At 59.0% G+C, this 14,120-nt stretch carries 17 protein-coding genes; 6 read left to right on the top strand and 11 right to left on the bottom strand.

The features are described 5' to 3' along the window. Positions 1–105 precede the first annotated feature (105 nt). Positions 106–351 carry a hypothetical protein gene (locus ACXYMO_RS11460; RefSeq protein WP_458878816.1) on the top strand — a complete coding sequence of 82 codons (246 nt, stop codon included), beginning with the start codon at positions 106–108 and terminating at the stop codon, positions 349–351. A 148-nt stretch (positions 352–499) separates the two neighbouring features. After that, a complete protein-coding gene (locus tag ACXYMO_RS11455) occupies positions 500–955 on the top strand; it encodes a hypothetical protein (protein WP_458878815.1) in 456 nt (151 codons plus the stop codon). Positions 956–1,066: 111 nt separating this feature from the next. Here ACXYMO_RS11455 and ACXYMO_RS11450 read toward each other — a convergent pair whose 3' ends face one another. Further along, the gene (locus ACXYMO_RS11450; RefSeq protein ID WP_458878814.1) at positions 1,067–2,572 is read right to left on the bottom strand and encodes a class I adenylate-forming enzyme family protein; all 1,506 of its coding nucleotides are present in this window, start codon (positions 2,570–2,572) and stop codon (positions 1,067–1,069) included. A 216-nt stretch (positions 2,573–2,788) separates the two neighbouring features. Here ACXYMO_RS11450 and accB point away from each other — a divergent pair, with 216 nt between their 5' ends. The 3 genes from accB to aat all read left to right on the top strand — a co-directional run bounded on the left by accB (position 2,789) and on the right by aat (position 5,339). Continuing rightward, entirely contained in the window at positions 2,789–3,280 is a 492-nt protein-coding gene (accB, locus tag ACXYMO_RS11445; protein ID WP_458878813.1) for an acetyl-CoA carboxylase biotin carboxyl carrier protein, read from the top strand. 9 nt (positions 3,281–3,289) lie between these two features. After that, complete coding sequence (gene accC, locus ACXYMO_RS11440; protein WP_458878812.1) at positions 3,290–4,642, top strand: acetyl-CoA carboxylase biotin carboxylase subunit; 1,353 nt, start codon at positions 3,290–3,292, stop codon at positions 4,640–4,642. A gap of 64 nt (positions 4,643–4,706) precedes the next feature. Continuing rightward, the gene (aat, locus tag ACXYMO_RS11435) at positions 4,707–5,339 is read left to right on the top strand and encodes a leucyl/phenylalanyl-tRNA--protein transferase (RefSeq protein WP_458878811.1); all 633 of its coding nucleotides are present in this window, start codon (positions 4,707–4,709) and stop codon (positions 5,337–5,339) included. Here aat and ACXYMO_RS11430 read toward each other — a convergent pair. The 3 genes from ACXYMO_RS11430 to ACXYMO_RS11420 are packed head-to-tail and all read right to left on the bottom strand — an operon-like array spanning position 5,303 to position 6,526. After that, positions 5,303–5,668, bottom strand: coding sequence for a DUF2155 domain-containing protein (locus ACXYMO_RS11430; RefSeq protein ID WP_458878810.1), 366 nt, complete (start codon positions 5,666–5,668; stop codon positions 5,303–5,305). The two genes, aat and ACXYMO_RS11430, sit on opposite strands and share 37 nt — an antisense overlap. Continuing rightward, positions 5,665–6,120 (bottom strand): outer membrane lipid asymmetry maintenance protein MlaD, encoded by a 456-nt coding sequence (mlaD, locus tag ACXYMO_RS11425; RefSeq protein WP_458878809.1) that lies wholly within the window; start codon positions 6,118–6,120, stop codon positions 5,665–5,667. The genes ACXYMO_RS11430 and mlaD overlap by 4 nt, the downstream gene beginning before the upstream one ends. A gap of 22 nt (positions 6,121–6,142) precedes the next feature. Further along, on the bottom strand, positions 6,143–6,526 hold the full coding sequence (locus ACXYMO_RS11420; protein WP_458878808.1) for an NADH:ubiquinone oxidoreductase subunit NDUFA12: 384 nt from the start codon (positions 6,524–6,526) through the stop codon (positions 6,143–6,145). Between the two features lie 189 nt (positions 6,527–6,715). On the opposite strand from ACXYMO_RS11420, the gene ACXYMO_RS11415 reads away from it, so the two are divergent. Next, positions 6,716–7,087 carry a hypothetical protein gene (locus ACXYMO_RS11415; protein WP_458878807.1) on the top strand — a complete coding sequence of 124 codons (372 nt, stop codon included), beginning with the start codon at positions 6,716–6,718 and terminating at the stop codon, positions 7,085–7,087. A gap of 3 nt (positions 7,088–7,090) precedes the next feature. Here the strand turns inward: ACXYMO_RS11415 and ACXYMO_RS11410 are convergent, their stop codons facing one another. The 7 genes from ACXYMO_RS11410 to soxC form a co-directional block, all read right to left on the bottom strand. Next, the gene (locus ACXYMO_RS11410) at positions 7,091–7,465 is read right to left on the bottom strand and encodes a RidA family protein (protein ID WP_458878806.1); all 375 of its coding nucleotides are present in this window, start codon (positions 7,463–7,465) and stop codon (positions 7,091–7,093) included. A gap of 3 nt (positions 7,466–7,468) precedes the next feature. Beyond that, positions 7,469–8,737 carry an ATP-dependent Clp protease ATP-binding subunit ClpX gene (gene clpX, locus ACXYMO_RS11405; RefSeq protein ID WP_458878805.1) on the bottom strand — a complete coding sequence of 423 codons (1,269 nt, stop codon included), beginning with the start codon at positions 8,735–8,737 and terminating at the stop codon, positions 7,469–7,471. 155 nt (positions 8,738–8,892) lie between these two features. Then, entirely contained in the window at positions 8,893–9,525 is a 633-nt protein-coding gene (locus tag ACXYMO_RS11400) for an ATP-dependent Clp protease proteolytic subunit (protein WP_458878804.1), read from the bottom strand. A 231-nt stretch (positions 9,526–9,756) separates the two neighbouring features. Beyond that, positions 9,757–11,016 (bottom strand): FCSD flavin-binding domain-containing protein, encoded by a 1,260-nt coding sequence (locus ACXYMO_RS11395; RefSeq protein WP_458878803.1) that lies wholly within the window; start codon positions 11,014–11,016, stop codon positions 9,757–9,759. Between the two features lie 30 nt (positions 11,017–11,046). Continuing rightward, positions 11,047–11,721 (bottom strand): c-type cytochrome, encoded by a 675-nt coding sequence (locus ACXYMO_RS11390; RefSeq protein ID WP_458878802.1) that lies wholly within the window; start codon positions 11,719–11,721, stop codon positions 11,047–11,049. 39 nt (positions 11,722–11,760) lie between these two features. After that, positions 11,761–12,843 (bottom strand): c-type cytochrome, encoded by a 1,083-nt coding sequence (locus tag ACXYMO_RS11385; RefSeq protein ID WP_458878801.1) that lies wholly within the window; start codon positions 12,841–12,843, stop codon positions 11,761–11,763. After that, positions 12,827–14,107 (bottom strand): sulfite dehydrogenase, encoded by a 1,281-nt coding sequence (gene soxC, locus ACXYMO_RS11380; RefSeq protein WP_458878800.1) that lies wholly within the window; start codon positions 14,105–14,107, stop codon positions 12,827–12,829. Before soxC ends, ACXYMO_RS11385 begins: the two co-directional genes overlap by 17 nt. Positions 14,108–14,120 lie beyond the last annotated feature (13 nt).

Raw genomic sequence — 14,120 nt, 5'->3', positions numbered from 1 at the left:
CGCAAAAAGGCGGGCACTAAGGCTCGCCTTTTTCTTTTGTTAACACTTTCCCGGCAGCTTCATTGCCGGGTGAGGGCTCCGTCGACCAAGACTTGGAGCATTCCGATGCATATCACATACGGCGTACCGATCATGGCACCCCAAACCACAGGGCACCCCGCCGCCCTGCCCGCAGACGCGCAGGCCGCCGCGTCCACGCAGCAGGTCACGCCGCCAGCTGCGAGTAGCGACACATCCGATGCGCAACACCGCGACCATCCTCACGATCAAAACACGGCACCGCCGTCGGCGATGCAAATCAAGATCATGGAGCTTCTCGAGCAACAGGCTCGGGAAGCAAAAATGAGCTGAACCTCCAGCCCGTTCTCACGGCATTTAACATCGAAGGGCCGACGTGGATAAGCCAAAGCGACGTTAACTTGCGTCAATTCCGATAAGGCTCCTATGCCGTATCCTGCACACATTGGGACCCTATCCATCGATTTTTGGAGGATGTTTGATGTTAAAAAAAGTGATTGCCGTCTTTTCAGCATGTCTTCTGTTAGCAGCATGCGAAACTGAAACAGTTGAACAAATCGTGCCGGCTCAAATCTCAACGGGCAAGGCACGTTTGGTCCTTTACCGCACAGGACAATTCGCAGGATCTGCAAATCTTTACACAGTGTCGGTAAACGGTTCACCGATCACTCACATGGGAATAAATACCAAACGTGTTGCTGATGTCCCTGCAGGCCCCGTACAGATCAGGGCAGAAACTTACGTTCATTTGTTCAATGTCGGCCTGATGACCGCATTGCAGGCTAAACCCGAAATCACATTGAACACCAATTCCGGTGCGACCTACTATATCCGTGTTTCAGCACGGGATTGGGATGCCAGTCCTGTCCTGACCAACGTACCAACGTCAACCGGGGCTGCGGAGTCTGCCAATTTGAGCTCGGCAATGACGCCCTGAGGGGACATTCGAACTGAAGAGCGGGCTCAGACATATTCAAGTATCGCTTTATGGGAGCCATATGGCCTCAATCCAATTTCGGGGCATTCTGTTTTCTTTAGAAACGGGAAACTATGTGGGCGGAACCATTAGTCTCAACTTTGTTTTCAGAACCTTGCCGTAATTGTTCTTCGGCAATTCATCGACATGCAGGTATAGCTTGGGTCGTTTGAAGCGAGCAATATTCTCATTGCACAGCTGATCAAGTTCCGCTGTGCCTGCCGTACCCACGACAAAGGCCACAACCTCTTCGCCCCAATCGGGGTGAGGCCGTCCGACCACCGAGACTTCGCTTACCTCGGGATGCTGCAACAGGACTTCCTCCACCTCACGCGGATAGACGTTTGATCCGCCCGAGATGATCATGTCCTTGGAGCGGTCCTGCATGGTGACATAGCCCTCACCGTCCATGAACCCCATGTCACCCGTCATCAGCCAGCCGTCGATCAGCGTTTTCCGGTTTGCCTCGTCGTTCTGCCAGTACCCCGGCATGACGACATCGCCGCGCACCATGATCTCGCCAATTTCACCTGCCGGCAAAACCTGCCCCTGCGCATCGCCAATGCGCACCTCGACCGGGGCCTGCGCCCGACCCACACTTGCCAGTCGCGTGCGCCACCGCGGGTGGTTGCGGTCCGCCACTTCGGCCCGCGACAGGGCGCTGATTCCCATGGGGCATTCGCCCTGCCCGTAAATCTGCACGAACCTGGGGCCGAAAACATCCACCGCGTCGACAATATCGGCCACGTACATCGGCCCGCCGCCGTAAACCACGGTCCGCAGGCCTGTGCCGGTTTCGCCCGTTTGTTTCGCCACATCGGTCATGCGACGGACCATGGTGGGCGCGGCAAACATCTGCACGCGCCCAAAATGGCGTGACAGATCAAAAATCTCGGCCTCGTCAAATCCGCCAGACACCGGGCACACGTGACGCGCGCCCATCAGCACATGGATCATGTTGTATATCCCAGCCCCGTGGCTCATCGGGGCCGCGTAAAGGATACTGTCTTGGGGGCTGACCTGATCCACGTCCGACAGATAGGCCAGCGACATCACCGTCAGCATCCTGTGCGTGATCATCACGCCCTTGGGCCGCCCTGTCGTGCCCGACGTGTAAAACAGCCACGCCAGATCATCTCCCGCGCGCGTCACCGGACCCGCCACTGGATCACATTGCAGGGCCTGCTCAAAGTCGGCGCCCTGTGTCGAACACACCCGAACAGTCACGCCCGCCTCGTGCAGCGATCCGTCCAGCCCGGATGAAGCAAACACAATCAACGCGCCAGAGTTCTCAATGATGAACGCCGCCTCGCGCCCATGCAATTTGGCGTTGACCGGCACCGCCACGGCCCCCGCGTACCAAATGCCATAGACCGCCATCAGATATTCGGGGCAGTTTTTCATGAAGATCGCCACCCGATCCCCTGGCGCGATGCACTGGTCCTGCAACCACGTCGCAAGCGCCCCGGCGCCCCGATGAAAGGTTCCGTAATCGGCCACCATGTCCCGCCCGAGATACAAGGCCGGACGTTCCGGATTCGCCAGTGCCTGCCGATGCAGCCAGACCGCCAGATTCATTCCTTCGGCCCTCCCCGGCCTTTGCCCTGAGGCACTCTAATGCGGCCAGTTTGCGCGACACAACCGCATGCAGTCGCCTGCCCCTCGCAAATCTCCGCGCCCCCCCATGTCACAGGACACCCAACGGCGCTTTTCACAGGCCCAACCATGGCCTATAAGCAGAAATCAGAGTAAGCCCGCGCTTAGATGGGCACAGCAGAACCGGTCGAGGACCTCATGACAGAAAAAAAACACGACACGGACGTGGCGTTCATCAAGGCTCTGGCCGAACTGCTGCGTGAAAACGATCTGACGGAACTTCAGGTCAAACGCGAATACGGCGAAGACGACAGCCTGAATGTCAGGGTCAGCCGCATGGCCCCTGCCCCGGTCGCCGCCGCAGCGCCCGTTGCCATTGCCGCCGCCCCGGCCGCGCCTTCAGTCGCGCCTGCCGCTGCACCGGCAGCAGTGGCCACAGATGATCCCGCCAGCCACCCCGGCGCAGTGACCTCGCCCATGGTTGGCACCGTCTATATGCAGCCCGAACCCAGTGCGCCCAGCTTTATCAGCGTTGGCAGCACCGTGGCCGAGGGCGATACATTGCTAATCGTCGAGGCGATGAAAACGATGAACCACATCCCCGCCCCCCGCGCCGGTACGGTCAAACGTATCCTGGTCGAGGACGGCGCCGCCGTGGAATATGGCACCCCCCTTGTGATCATCGAATAAGGCATTCAGATGTTTGACAAAATCCTGATTGCCAATCGCGGTGAGATCGCTTTGCGCGTGGTGCGCGCGGCGCGTGAAATGGGCATTGCCACGGTCGCGGTCCACTCGACCGCAGACAGCGATGCGATGCATGTGCGCATGGCAGACGAATCAATCTGTATCGGCCCGCCGCCCAGCCCGCAAAGCTATCTGTCGGTGCCGGCGATCATCTCGGCCTGCGAAATCACCGGCGCACAGGCCATCCACCCCGGGTACGGATTCCTGTCGGAAAACGCCAACTTCGTTCAGATCGTCGAGGATCACGACATCACCTTTATCGGCCCGACGGCCGAACACATCCGGATGATGGGTGACAAGATCACCGCCAAGGACACCATGAAGGCCCTTGGCGTCCCCTGCGTTCCCGGAAGCGACGGTGGCGTGCCGGACCTTGAAACCGCACAGCGCCTCGGCGCGGAAATCGGGTATCCGGTCATCATCAAGGCCACCGCCGGCGGCGGCGGCAAGGGGATGAAGGTCGCCCAAACCGCGGCCGATATGGAAAAAGCGTTTCAGACCGCCCGCGCCGAAGGCAAATCGAACTTTGGTAACGACGAAGTCTATATCGAGAAATACCTGACCACGCCGCGCCACATCGAAGTTCAGGTCTTTGGCGATGGCAAGGGCAATGCCGTGCATCTGGCCGAACGCGACTGTTCCCTGCAGCGCCGCCACCAGAAGGTCTTCGAAGAGGCCCCCGGCCCCACGATCAGCCCCGAGGAGCGCGCCCGCATCGGCAAGATCTGCGCCGACGCCGTGGCCAAGATCAATTATATCGGCGCGGGCACGATCGAATTCCTGTACGAAAACGGCGAATTCTATTTCATCGAAATGAACACCCGCCTGCAGGTCGAACACCCGGTGACCGAGACGATTTTCGGCGTCGATCTGGTGCGCGAACAAATCCGCGTTGCCGAAGGGTTGCCGATGTCCTTTACCCAGGACGACCTGACCATCAACGGTCACGCGATCGAAGTGCGGATCAACGCCGAGAAACTGCCGAATTTTTCGCCCTGCCCCGGCAAGATCACCCAGTATCACGCCCCCGGCGGTCTGGGCGTGCGAATGGATTCGGCACTGTATGACGGCTATTCCATCCCGCCCTATTACGACAGCCTGATCGGAAAGTTGATCGTGCATGGCCGCGACCGACCCGAGGCGCTGGCCCGTCTGCAGCGCGCCTTGTCCGAGCTGATCGTGGACGGTGTCGACACGACGGTGCCCCTGTTCCACGCCCTGCTGAACGAACAGGACATTCTCAGCGGCGACTATAACATCCACTGGCTGGAGCATTGGCTGGAAACCAATCTGGGCGAAGCCTGATCCTGAGGCTTCACCCGGGGATTCAGCCTGCTACGCTGCATCCTGTGATCTTGCCCGGTTCGTGATGAATTTGACGCCAGACCTATTGTTGCACGGCTATTCCATCGGCATCTTTCCGATGGCCGAGCATCGTGACGATTCCGAAATCTTCTGGGTCGACCCGAAACGCCGCGGGGTGATGCCGCTGGACGGGTTTCACATTTCCAGATCGCTGGCACGCGCCATCCGGCGCAATGCGTTCCGCGTTGATATCAATACGGATTTTTCCGGCGTGGTGGACGGCTGCGCCGAGCGCGCGGAAACCTGGATCAACGACGAAATCCGCGCGCATTACCTGACCCTTCATCACAAAGGCAGCGCGCATTCCCTTGAACTGTGGGAAGGCGCCGACCTGGTTGGCGGGGTTTACGGCGTTGTTCTGGGCGGGGCGTTCTTTGGTGAAAGCATGTTTTCACGTCGCACCAACGCGTCAAAAATCGCTTTGGCCTATCTGGTGCACCGACTGATCGCGGGCGGGTTTACCCTGTTTGACACCCAGTTCCTGACCCCGCACCTTGCCTCGCTCGGGGGGCAGGAAATCACCCGCGCCGCTTATCATCTGCAATTGGAGCGCGCCATCGCCCGTCAGGCCGATTTCACACGGCCTGCGACACCGTCCCCTCAGGACGTGATACAGCGCAAGACCCAGACATCGTAACGGCTGTGATCCAAGGCGTTCAAAGCGGGGGCCGTGGCGATCATCCACCCCTGAAAGCGAATGTCGTCCGAACCGTTCTCACGGATCGTCAGATAGACAAACGCATCCCCTGTCGGGTTGTTGACGGGATACCGGCAGTCGGCCAGTTCGACCTCAAGCCCAAAGACCGACCGGCCGCCGCCGGAAAGAATTTCGACATCAACCGTTTGGCCGTTGACCTTGTCCAATCCCCGCAGCACCGCCCCCTGCCCGGAAACCACCTGATCCTGAGCGGACAGGGGCACTGGGACAACCAGGCACAGCAGGAACGTGGCAAAAGCGCGGATCACTCGGTCTGCTCTCCGTCACCGGCGACGAATTTGATCAGCAAGGAAATCAGGCTGACGGCGCCTTGCGTGTCTTCCATCACATCGCCCGGTTCGAAATAAAATGGCGAACCACCCGGCATGATTTCGACGAAATTCCCGCCCAGCAGCCCCTCGGAGGAGACGATCACCGAGCTGTCATCCGGAATTTCGATGTTTTTGTTCACGGTAAAGGTCGTTTCGGCGCGATAGGTCTCGGGGTTCAGGACCATGTCGGTCACGGTGCCAACCTTGACCCCGGCCAGACGCACATCGGTGCCAACCGTGACCCCCTCAAGTGACCGGAAACTGGCGCTCAACTCATAACCTGACGATCCCCGGCCAAAACCGGTTGCCTGGCTTGCGTAAACGGCAAAAGCGCAGGCCGCCGCAAGTACGGCTCCCCCGACTATTACCTCTGTCGTATTATGGGACATCCTGCCTGCTCCGCATTTTTTGTTATTCGGGGCTCCACGCCTCGTAGTCGCTTCGTTCCACCGGATCTGCCCGGCGGATCGATCCTGCAGGCGCATAGGCCAGCGCGGTGCCGGTCAGGTTCTCGTGATGCGGCTTTTCCCAAGGCTTATGCGCCAAGGGGGCCTTTGTGGGCGGTTCGTCCCACGTCCGGTGCAGCCATCCGTGCCAATCCGGATCCACCCGGCTCGCCTCGACCTCGCCGTTGAAAATCACCCAACGCTTGCTGTCGTCGGCGTTCTTGTAAAACACGTTGCCTTGCGAATCTTCTCCGACTTTCACACCTTTGCGCCATGTGAAAATCTGGGTGTTCAGGGTCTGCCCGTTCCACCATGTAAAGACGCGAAGAATTGAGTTTCCGATACCCATCGAGGTCTCCCGATTGCTTGCCTCCCGATATGACGCAAATTGCGCGCAAGGTCCAGATACCGTTGCGTCGCGCGGCGACGGCATTCCGCCGACTTTACTTTGAGTTTCGTCACGACTTTGCACGCCGGCTGTCAACTTATGGTCAATTTTCAACGTTTATGTGAGGTCATCAATTTTCAGGAGCCGTTCATGAATCCCCAGTTTCTTATTTTGATTGTTGGCGTCATCGCTGGAGGCTGGATTGTCATGTCCGACATGAATGACACCGAAACGGCGCCGCAAAAACCGACGGTTCGGATCACCGCCGGCGGTGCGAAATTTGTCAAGAACGGAACGGGGCAAACGCGCACCGGGTCGCAGCAACAGCCCAAACAAACCTCGGGCGGCGTGGTCAACCTCATGGCCCCCAAGGCCCCGCAGACCAACGGACTGGGCCTGAGCGACCTGAAGGCCCGTCAGCGCAACGAAGCCAAGGGGTTCATCACACAGCGCAACGGATCGGCCTCTCTGCCGCGGCACAATGATGTGCCGCGTATGAATGGCATGGTGAAGGATTTCTGAAGCTTACGGACCCGGGTGGTCGGGAAGTATTGCAGTCAATTCAATCTCGATCCGATATTTCGGATCGATTAGACCACATTCGACCATGGTCGCGGCGGGCGGGTTTGTCCCGAATGCCGCGCTCAGGATCGGCCAGCAAGGCTCAAACTCGTACCGATCCGGCAGGTAATAATTAACCCGCACCGCATCCGCGAAACTGGCGCCCGCCTCGGCCAAGGCCTTGCCGATGATATCCAGCGCATTCTGGCATTGTTCCTGAACCGTGTCGCCCTGCCCCACGGTTCCGGCGACATGCACGAACCCGCCGGCTACAACGGCACGGCAGTACCCGATTTTGCCCTCGAATTCGCCACCCGAGGAAATACGCCGGATTGTCATGGATTATCCTGCCGAAGCCGAATCTTTTTCCGCATCGGCGTGGATCATCAGTGGCGCCGCATCCGACATGACCGCCTCTTCGTTGACCACAACCTCGGTCACGCTTTCCAGCCCGGGCAGTTCGAACATGGTATCCAGCAGAATGTCTTCCAGGATCGAGCGCAGGCCCCGCGCGCCGGTTTTGCGTTCGATGGCGCGTTTCGCTATCGCCTTGAGCGCATCTTCGGTAAAGGTCAGCTGCGTATCTTCCAGTTCGAACAGGCGCTGATACTGTTTGACCAGCGCGTTCTTGGGCTGGGTCAGGATGGTAACCAGCGCTTCTTCGTCCAGATCTTCCAGCGTCGCGAGAACCGGCAAACGACCGACGAATTCCGGGATCAGGCCGAATTTCAGCAGGTCCTCGGGTTCCAGATCGGTGAAAATCTCGCCCACGCCGCGTTCGTCATTGTCACGCACATCCGCGCCAAAGCCCATTGCGCTGCCTTTGCCGCGCTGCGCGATGATCTTGTCGAGACCGGCAAAGGCCCCGCCACAGATGAACAGGATATTGGTGGTATCCACCTGCAGGAATTCCTGCTGGGGGTGCTTGCGCCCACCTTGCGGCGGGACCGAGGCAACCGTGCCTTCCATCAGCTTCAGCAGGGCCTGCTGCACGCCCTCGCCCGAGACGTCACGGGTGATCGACGGGTTTTCGGACTTGCGGGTAATCTTGTCGACCTCGTCGATATAGACGATGCCGCGCTGAGCGCGTTCGACGTTGTATTCGCTGGCCTGAAGCAGTTTCAGAATGATGTTTTCAACATCCTCGCCCACGTAACCGGCTTCGGTCAGCGTGGTGGCATCGGCCATCGTGAACGGCACGTCCAGAATACGCGCAAGGGTTTGCGCCAAAAGGGTTTTACCACAACCCGTAGGACCAATCAGCAGGATGTTGGATTTGGCCAACTCGATATCGCTGCCAGATTTCTGGGCGTGGTTCAGGCGCTTGTAGTGATTGTGCACCGCCACCGACAGAACACGCTTGGCCATCGCCTGGCCGATTACATAATCGTCCAGAACCGCGCAGATGTCCTTTGGCGTGGGCACACCATCGGTGGCCTTGAGACCACTGGCCTTGGTTTCTTCGCGAATGATATCCATGCACAATTCGACACATTCGTCGCAAATGAACACGGTCGGTCCGGCGATCAGCTTGCGCACCTCATGCTGGCTTTTACCGCAAAAGCTGCAATAGAGCGTATTCTTGCTGTCGCCACCTGAGTTCGTCGCCATGATCTACCTTTCGGCTTCGCTTTGCACCCGCCCCTTCGTCAGGGGCCTGTCGTTTTACTTGGTGGCCAGCTTAGGCCAGCCATCTGGGCACCACAATCTGAAAATATGCCGCGCAGCGCTCCCGCATGGCACAGATGCCCAAATCGACGGCGGCCTTACTTGGCCTCTTCGACGCCCTTGTCGCGGTTTTCCACGATCTCGTCGATGTGGCCCCACTCCTTGGCCTCTTCCGGCGACATGAAGTTGTCCCGGTCCAGCGCCTTTTCGACGGCTTTCTTGGACTGGCCCGTGTGCTTGACGTAAATGTCATACAGACGGTCCTTGAGTTTCTGGGTCTCGGCCGCGTGAATCATGATGTCCGACGCCTGCCCCTGATACCCGCCTGACGGCTGGTGCACCATGATCCGGCTGTTGGGAAGCGAGAACCGCATGCCTGGCTCACCGCCCGCCAGAAGGACCGACCCCATCGACGCCGCCTGGCCAATGCAAAGGGTCGACACCTTGGGCTTGATGTACTGCATCGTGTCATAGATCGACAGGCCCGAGGTCACGACACCGCCGGGCGAGTTGATATAGATGCTGATTTCCTTGCTGGGGTTTTCCGCCTCAAGGTGCAGAAGCTGCGCAACCACAAGGTGGCTCATCCCGTCGTGGATCGGGCCATTGATGAAAATGATCCGCTCTTTCAGCAGGCGCGAGAAAATATCATAGGCCCGCTCACCGCGGCTGGTCTGTTCGACCACCATGGGAACGAGGGTATTCATGTAAGTTTCGGTAGGATCGAACATATGCACAGCCTGTTTCTGGATGGACCGGGAGGATACCCGAATATGCGTTACCCGAGTCTTAGTATCGCCATTGGGGGGCTGCAAGGGGTGCAGGTGCGATCAGATTGGCGACCGGCCTGACCGCAGGGCACGAAAAGCCCCGCCAGACACGGGCCTGGCGGGGCATTCACATTTATTTGTGGCGCAATGCCCCGGGAGAATAAACCGCCCGGGGCCGTGCCTTTTAACGGATCAGCCGAACATGTCCGATGTGATCCCAGCATACCAGCCGATGCTTTCCTCATAGGTCTGGCGGCGCAGATCGGCGTTTTCGCCGGTCTGGCTGATGAAACCGTCAACCTTGGCGATCTTTTCGTCCGTCGCCTCATAGGTCGCGCCCACCTTGACGCCATCGTCAGTGCCGATCAGAGACCAGCAGGTGTTCGAGAATTTTGCCGGGAACACCTTGGAATCGGTCAGCGCTCCGCGGACGGCCATGGCCGCGACCTTAGCCTGACTGTTGGCCGAAAAGCCGGACTTCGGCATATCGCCCTGTGCGCAGGCATCGCCCAGAATATGCACATTTTCGTCAATGCGGCTTTGCATCGTGTGACCCGATACAGGGGCCCAGTTGCCATCGGTCAGGCCAGCCTGTTCGCAAATGCGACCCGCTTTCATCGCCGGAATCACGTTGCAGACGTCGACCTTGGTTTCTTCGCCATCGATGGTGACGGTCATCGCATCGGGGTTGACCGACACGTTGTTGCCGCCGAAATCCGGGCCGATCCAGTCAACCATTCCGCTGTAATGAGTGTTCCAGCCTTCCTGGAACAGCGCCATCTTCGAGAATTTCGGCTTGGGATCCGCCACGATGATCTTGGCCGTGGGGTTATTCTGTTTCAGAACATGCGCCACCATGCTGACACGCTCGTATGGGCCGGGTGGGCAGCGATAGGGGTTTGGCGGCGCGACCATGGCGAACGTCCCGCCTTCGGGCATCGCTTCGATCTGGGCCTTGAGCAGTTCGCTTTGCGATCCGGCCTTATAGGCATGGGGCATCTTGTTCTGGGACGTGACATCCCACCCCTCGACGGCGCCGTCGACGAAATCGATGCCCGGGCTCAGGATCAGACGGTCATAGGGCAACACCGCCCCACCGGCGAGGCTGACGGTTTTTGCGTCGCGGTCGATCCCTACGGCCCAGTCATGCACGACGTTCACGCCGCCCTTGGCCAGTCCGCCATAGGAATGCGCAATGCTGTTCAGCTCACGAAATCCGGCCAGATAGAGGTTGGAAAAGAAACAGGTGTAATAGGTCCGCGTCGGTTCAACCAGCGTGACATCAATGGCACCCTTGCTATCCTTGGCGATATAGCGCGCCGCCGTGGCGCCCCCCGCGCCCCCGCCAACGACCACAACACGTGGCTTGCCCTGCCCCATTGCCGCCGGGGCACCCAGCACCGCGGCCGCGCTGGCCGCCGCACCCAAAAATGTGCGTCTTTTCAAAGTCATGAATTTTCCTCCCGTTAAAGTAAGTCGTTCTTATTTGAGGGCGCCAAAATAAGCGGCTAACGCTGCAATCTCCTCGTCTGAAAGGCGCCCTGCCATCATTTGCATCACCGGATGGGGACGCAGTTTGCGCTTATAAGCATGCATTGCGACCACGAAATCTTCTTCTGGCCACAGGGTAATAGATGGAATGCCCTCACTGCTGCCGTCGCGCTTGTGACAGGTGGTGCATTCGTTACTCAGGTATTCACCGTATTCAGGATCCCCGACGATGGCCAGAATCTCGGGTGGCAATTCCACCTCACGGGCCTGCGCCGTTGGCTGTGCCTCGGGGATGTCCTGTGGATTGTCAGAAAACCGGCGCAGATAGGCCAGCACATCGTGCCGGTCCTGCGCCTTGGACATGCCGCCAAAACTCATCCGTGTGCCCGACACCAACGCGCGGGGATTTTCCAGATACGCATCCAGCCGATCAATGTCCCAGACCAGGCCATCGTCCGCTGCGCGTTTGATCCCTTTGGAGTAGAAAAAACCGTCAATGGCCGCAGCTTTGCGACCAAAAATGCCGTTCAGATGCGGCCCGATGCGGTTTTCAGCGCCTTCACCAACCTGGTGGCAGGCCGAGCATTGTCGAAACAGCTTGGCGCCGCGTTCGGCGTCGCCAATGCTCTCAGCTGATTGTTCGGCCATGGCGGGAAACCCCGCCATGGCAAAGGCAATCAAAGCAATGCCTAATTGTCTCAACGATTATCCCCCGAAAGATTTGAGATATTCCAGTACGGCCTCAATATCGCTGTCTTTCTTCAATCCGGCAAAGGACATTTTTGTGCCCTTCAAATAGGATTTCGGCTTTGTGAGGAACGCGGCTAGTTCTTCCTCAGTCCAGACCAGGCCACCATCGGCGGCTTCGCTCAGTGCCTTGGAATACTTGAACCCGTCTACGACCCCCGCAGCAGCCCCGACGATCCCGTTCAGAATCGGACCGGTCTTGTTCTTGGCACCTTCGCCCACCTGGTGACAGGCTTTGCACTTCTTAAAGGTCTTTTCGCCTTTGGCCACCAGTTCGGGGTCAAGCGCGGCAACTTCTGCCATCGGCTCTTCCTTGGGCTCTTCCTGCTCGACCGGGGCTTCTTCAGTCTCGGTTTCGGCGACAACCGTTTCCTCGGCGGCAGCCGGGGTTGCAGCAGCTCCTTCGTCGGTTTCCGGTGTCACGTCCAGAACGCGGGCGCGCATGGTGATTTCAACCGTGTCCTTGCAGTCGGTCATGCAAGGCTCGCCCGAAAAGATGGCCAATTCGGTTTCAGGACGGTTGTCGATGATGAACCCATCCGCGTTGGGCATTTCGACGTCCAGAAAAGTCTCATTCGACAGGACGAAGTCGTCATCCACCATGTCGTTGGAATAAAGGATATAGGCCACAATGGCATAGACCTCATCCGCGCTCAGGCTCTGGGCATTGCCGAAAGGCATTGACCGGTTCACGTAATCCCACGTGGTCGACAGATAGGGCCAATACGACCCAACCGTCTTCAGCGGGTCTTCGCGGTCCAGCGTGCCGTGCCCCCCGGCCAGCTTGGGCCAGTTGTCGACACCTTCTGCAAAGTCGCCGTGGCAGATGGCGCACGCATCTGCAAAGACCTCTTCGCCGGTCAGCACATCGCCGGACCCGACAGGCAGGCCCGTGCCATCCGGGCTGACGTCCAGATTCCAGGCTGCGATTTCTTCGGGCGTTGCCGGACGACCCAGCCCCATTTTTTCGGCCCAGACAGGGCCAGCGGCCAGCGATACGGCGACCGTCGATGCTGCGATAAGTTTACGATACTTCGACATTTTCCGCCTCTCCGTTCGGGCGCACCCACCATGTCTGAATGCAGTTGTTGTGATAGATCGAGTTCAGGCCACGCACTTCGCGCAGCTGTGCCTTGGTCGGCTGGACATATCCAGTTTCATCCATCGCCCGGCTCTGAAGCAGCATTTCCTCGCCGTCCCATTCCGTATCCAGATAGAACCGGGTCAGCGCCATTTTCTCGCCCGGCTTGGCCAGACGGGCGGTTTCCCATGTCTTGCCGCCGTCCTTGGACACATCGACCCGGGTGATCGCACCGCGACCCGACCAGGCCAGACCGGTGATGACCAGCGGACCTTTGCCATGTGCAATGGGCGCTTGCGGGCTGGGGCTGGTGACGACCGATTTGGCGTCCATTTCCCATGTCCATTTGCGGCTGATGCCGTTTTCCAGCGTGTCGGTGTATTTGCTGGTTTCTTCGCGGCTTTCGATCGCGTTGTTCGTCACTTCGATCCGGCGCAGCCACTTGACCCACATGTTGCCTTCCCAGCCCGGCACGACCAGACGCACGGGATAGCCATGTTCCATGCGCAGCGCTTCGCCGTTGGCCTTGAACGCGACCAGAACGTCGTCCAGCGCCTTTTCCATCGGGATAGACCGGCCGTTGCTCGACGCATCCGCGCCTTCAACGTAAACCCATTTGTCCTTGAGATCGCCCGCAGCGTCCAGACCGGCTTCTTCCAGCAGGGTGCGCAGGGTGACGCCGGTATATTCCATGTTGTGGATCATACCGTGCGTGAACTGAGCACCGTTCAGCTGGGCACCGGCCCATTCCATGCCCGTGTTGGCCGCGCATTCACAGAAATACACGTGGTTCACACGTGGGAACCGCATCAGATCGTCATAGGTGAACACCAGCGGCGTATCGACCAGGCCGTTGATCATCAGGCGATAATCTTCCTTGCGCAGTTCGATCGCGCCCGAGTGGTGGCGCTCAAACGCACAGCCCTGCGGCGTGATAGTCCCGTCCAGCGCGTGGATCGGGGTAAAGTTGATCGAACTGATCGTATCCGCAGTCAGCCATTCGACATTGCGGCGAACCACGTCCGCCTCGTATTTGATCGGCAGGCCATAGGGTGTGGCATCAACGCCATCGCCCAATCCCTGTGCCCAGGGCTGTACCTCGGTGATCAGCGGATCGCCCTCGGCACGGGCAGCACCTGCTGCAACCATACCTGCGCCCGCTGCGGCCGCGCCCGACAAAAACTGGCGGCGCGACGGTTTCTTGTCCTTGAAACCAAACGTCATGCGTCTTGCTCCT

This window comes from Arenibacterium sp. CAU 1754, from assembly GCF_054482635.1.
This window is presented reverse-complemented; position numbering and strand designations above follow the sequence as displayed.

Coding starts and splice junctions, on each gene's coding strand:
- accC (WP_458878812.1), top strand. CDS start 3,290: ATGTTTGACAAAATCCTGATTGCCAATCGCGGTGAGATCGCTTTGCGC.
- clpX (WP_458878805.1), bottom strand. CDS start 8,737: ATGGCGACGAACTCAGGTGGCGACAGCAAGAATACGCTCTATTGCAGC.
- ACXYMO_RS11390 (WP_458878802.1), bottom strand. CDS start 11,721: ATGGCGGGGTTTCCCGCCATGGCCGAACAATCAGCTGAGAGCATTGGC.
- ACXYMO_RS11415 (WP_458878807.1), top strand. CDS start 6,716: ATGAATCCCCAGTTTCTTATTTTGATTGTTGGCGTCATCGCTGGAGGC.
- ACXYMO_RS11455 (WP_458878815.1), top strand. CDS start 500: ATGTTAAAAAAAGTGATTGCCGTCTTTTCAGCATGTCTTCTGTTAGCA.
- aat (WP_458878811.1), top strand. CDS start 4,707: ATGAATTTGACGCCAGACCTATTGTTGCACGGCTATTCCATCGGCATC.
- ACXYMO_RS11420 (WP_458878808.1), bottom strand. CDS start 6,526: ATGGGTATCGGAAACTCAATTCTTCGCGTCTTTACATGGTGGAACGGG.
- soxC (WP_458878800.1), bottom strand. CDS start 14,107: ATGACGTTTGGTTTCAAGGACAAGAAACCGTCGCGCCGCCAGTTTTTG.
- mlaD (WP_458878809.1), bottom strand. CDS start 6,120: ATGTCCCATAATACGACAGAGGTAATAGTCGGGGGAGCCGTACTTGCG.
- ACXYMO_RS11460 (WP_458878816.1), top strand. CDS start 106: ATGCATATCACATACGGCGTACCGATCATGGCACCCCAAACCACAGGG.
- ACXYMO_RS11400 (WP_458878804.1), bottom strand. CDS start 9,525: ATGTTCGATCCTACCGAAACTTACATGAATACCCTCGTTCCCATGGTG.
- ACXYMO_RS11450 (WP_458878814.1), bottom strand. CDS start 2,572: ATGAATCTGGCGGTCTGGCTGCATCGGCAGGCACTGGCGAATCCGGAA.
- accB (WP_458878813.1), top strand. CDS start 2,789: ATGACAGAAAAAAAACACGACACGGACGTGGCGTTCATCAAGGCTCTG.
- ACXYMO_RS11385 (WP_458878801.1), bottom strand. CDS start 12,843: ATGTCGAAGTATCGTAAACTTATCGCAGCATCGACGGTCGCCGTATCG.
- ACXYMO_RS11395 (WP_458878803.1), bottom strand. CDS start 11,016: ATGACTTTGAAAAGACGCACATTTTTGGGTGCGGCGGCCAGCGCGGCC.
- ACXYMO_RS11410 (WP_458878806.1), bottom strand. CDS start 7,465: ATGACAATCCGGCGTATTTCCTCGGGTGGCGAATTCGAGGGCAAAATC.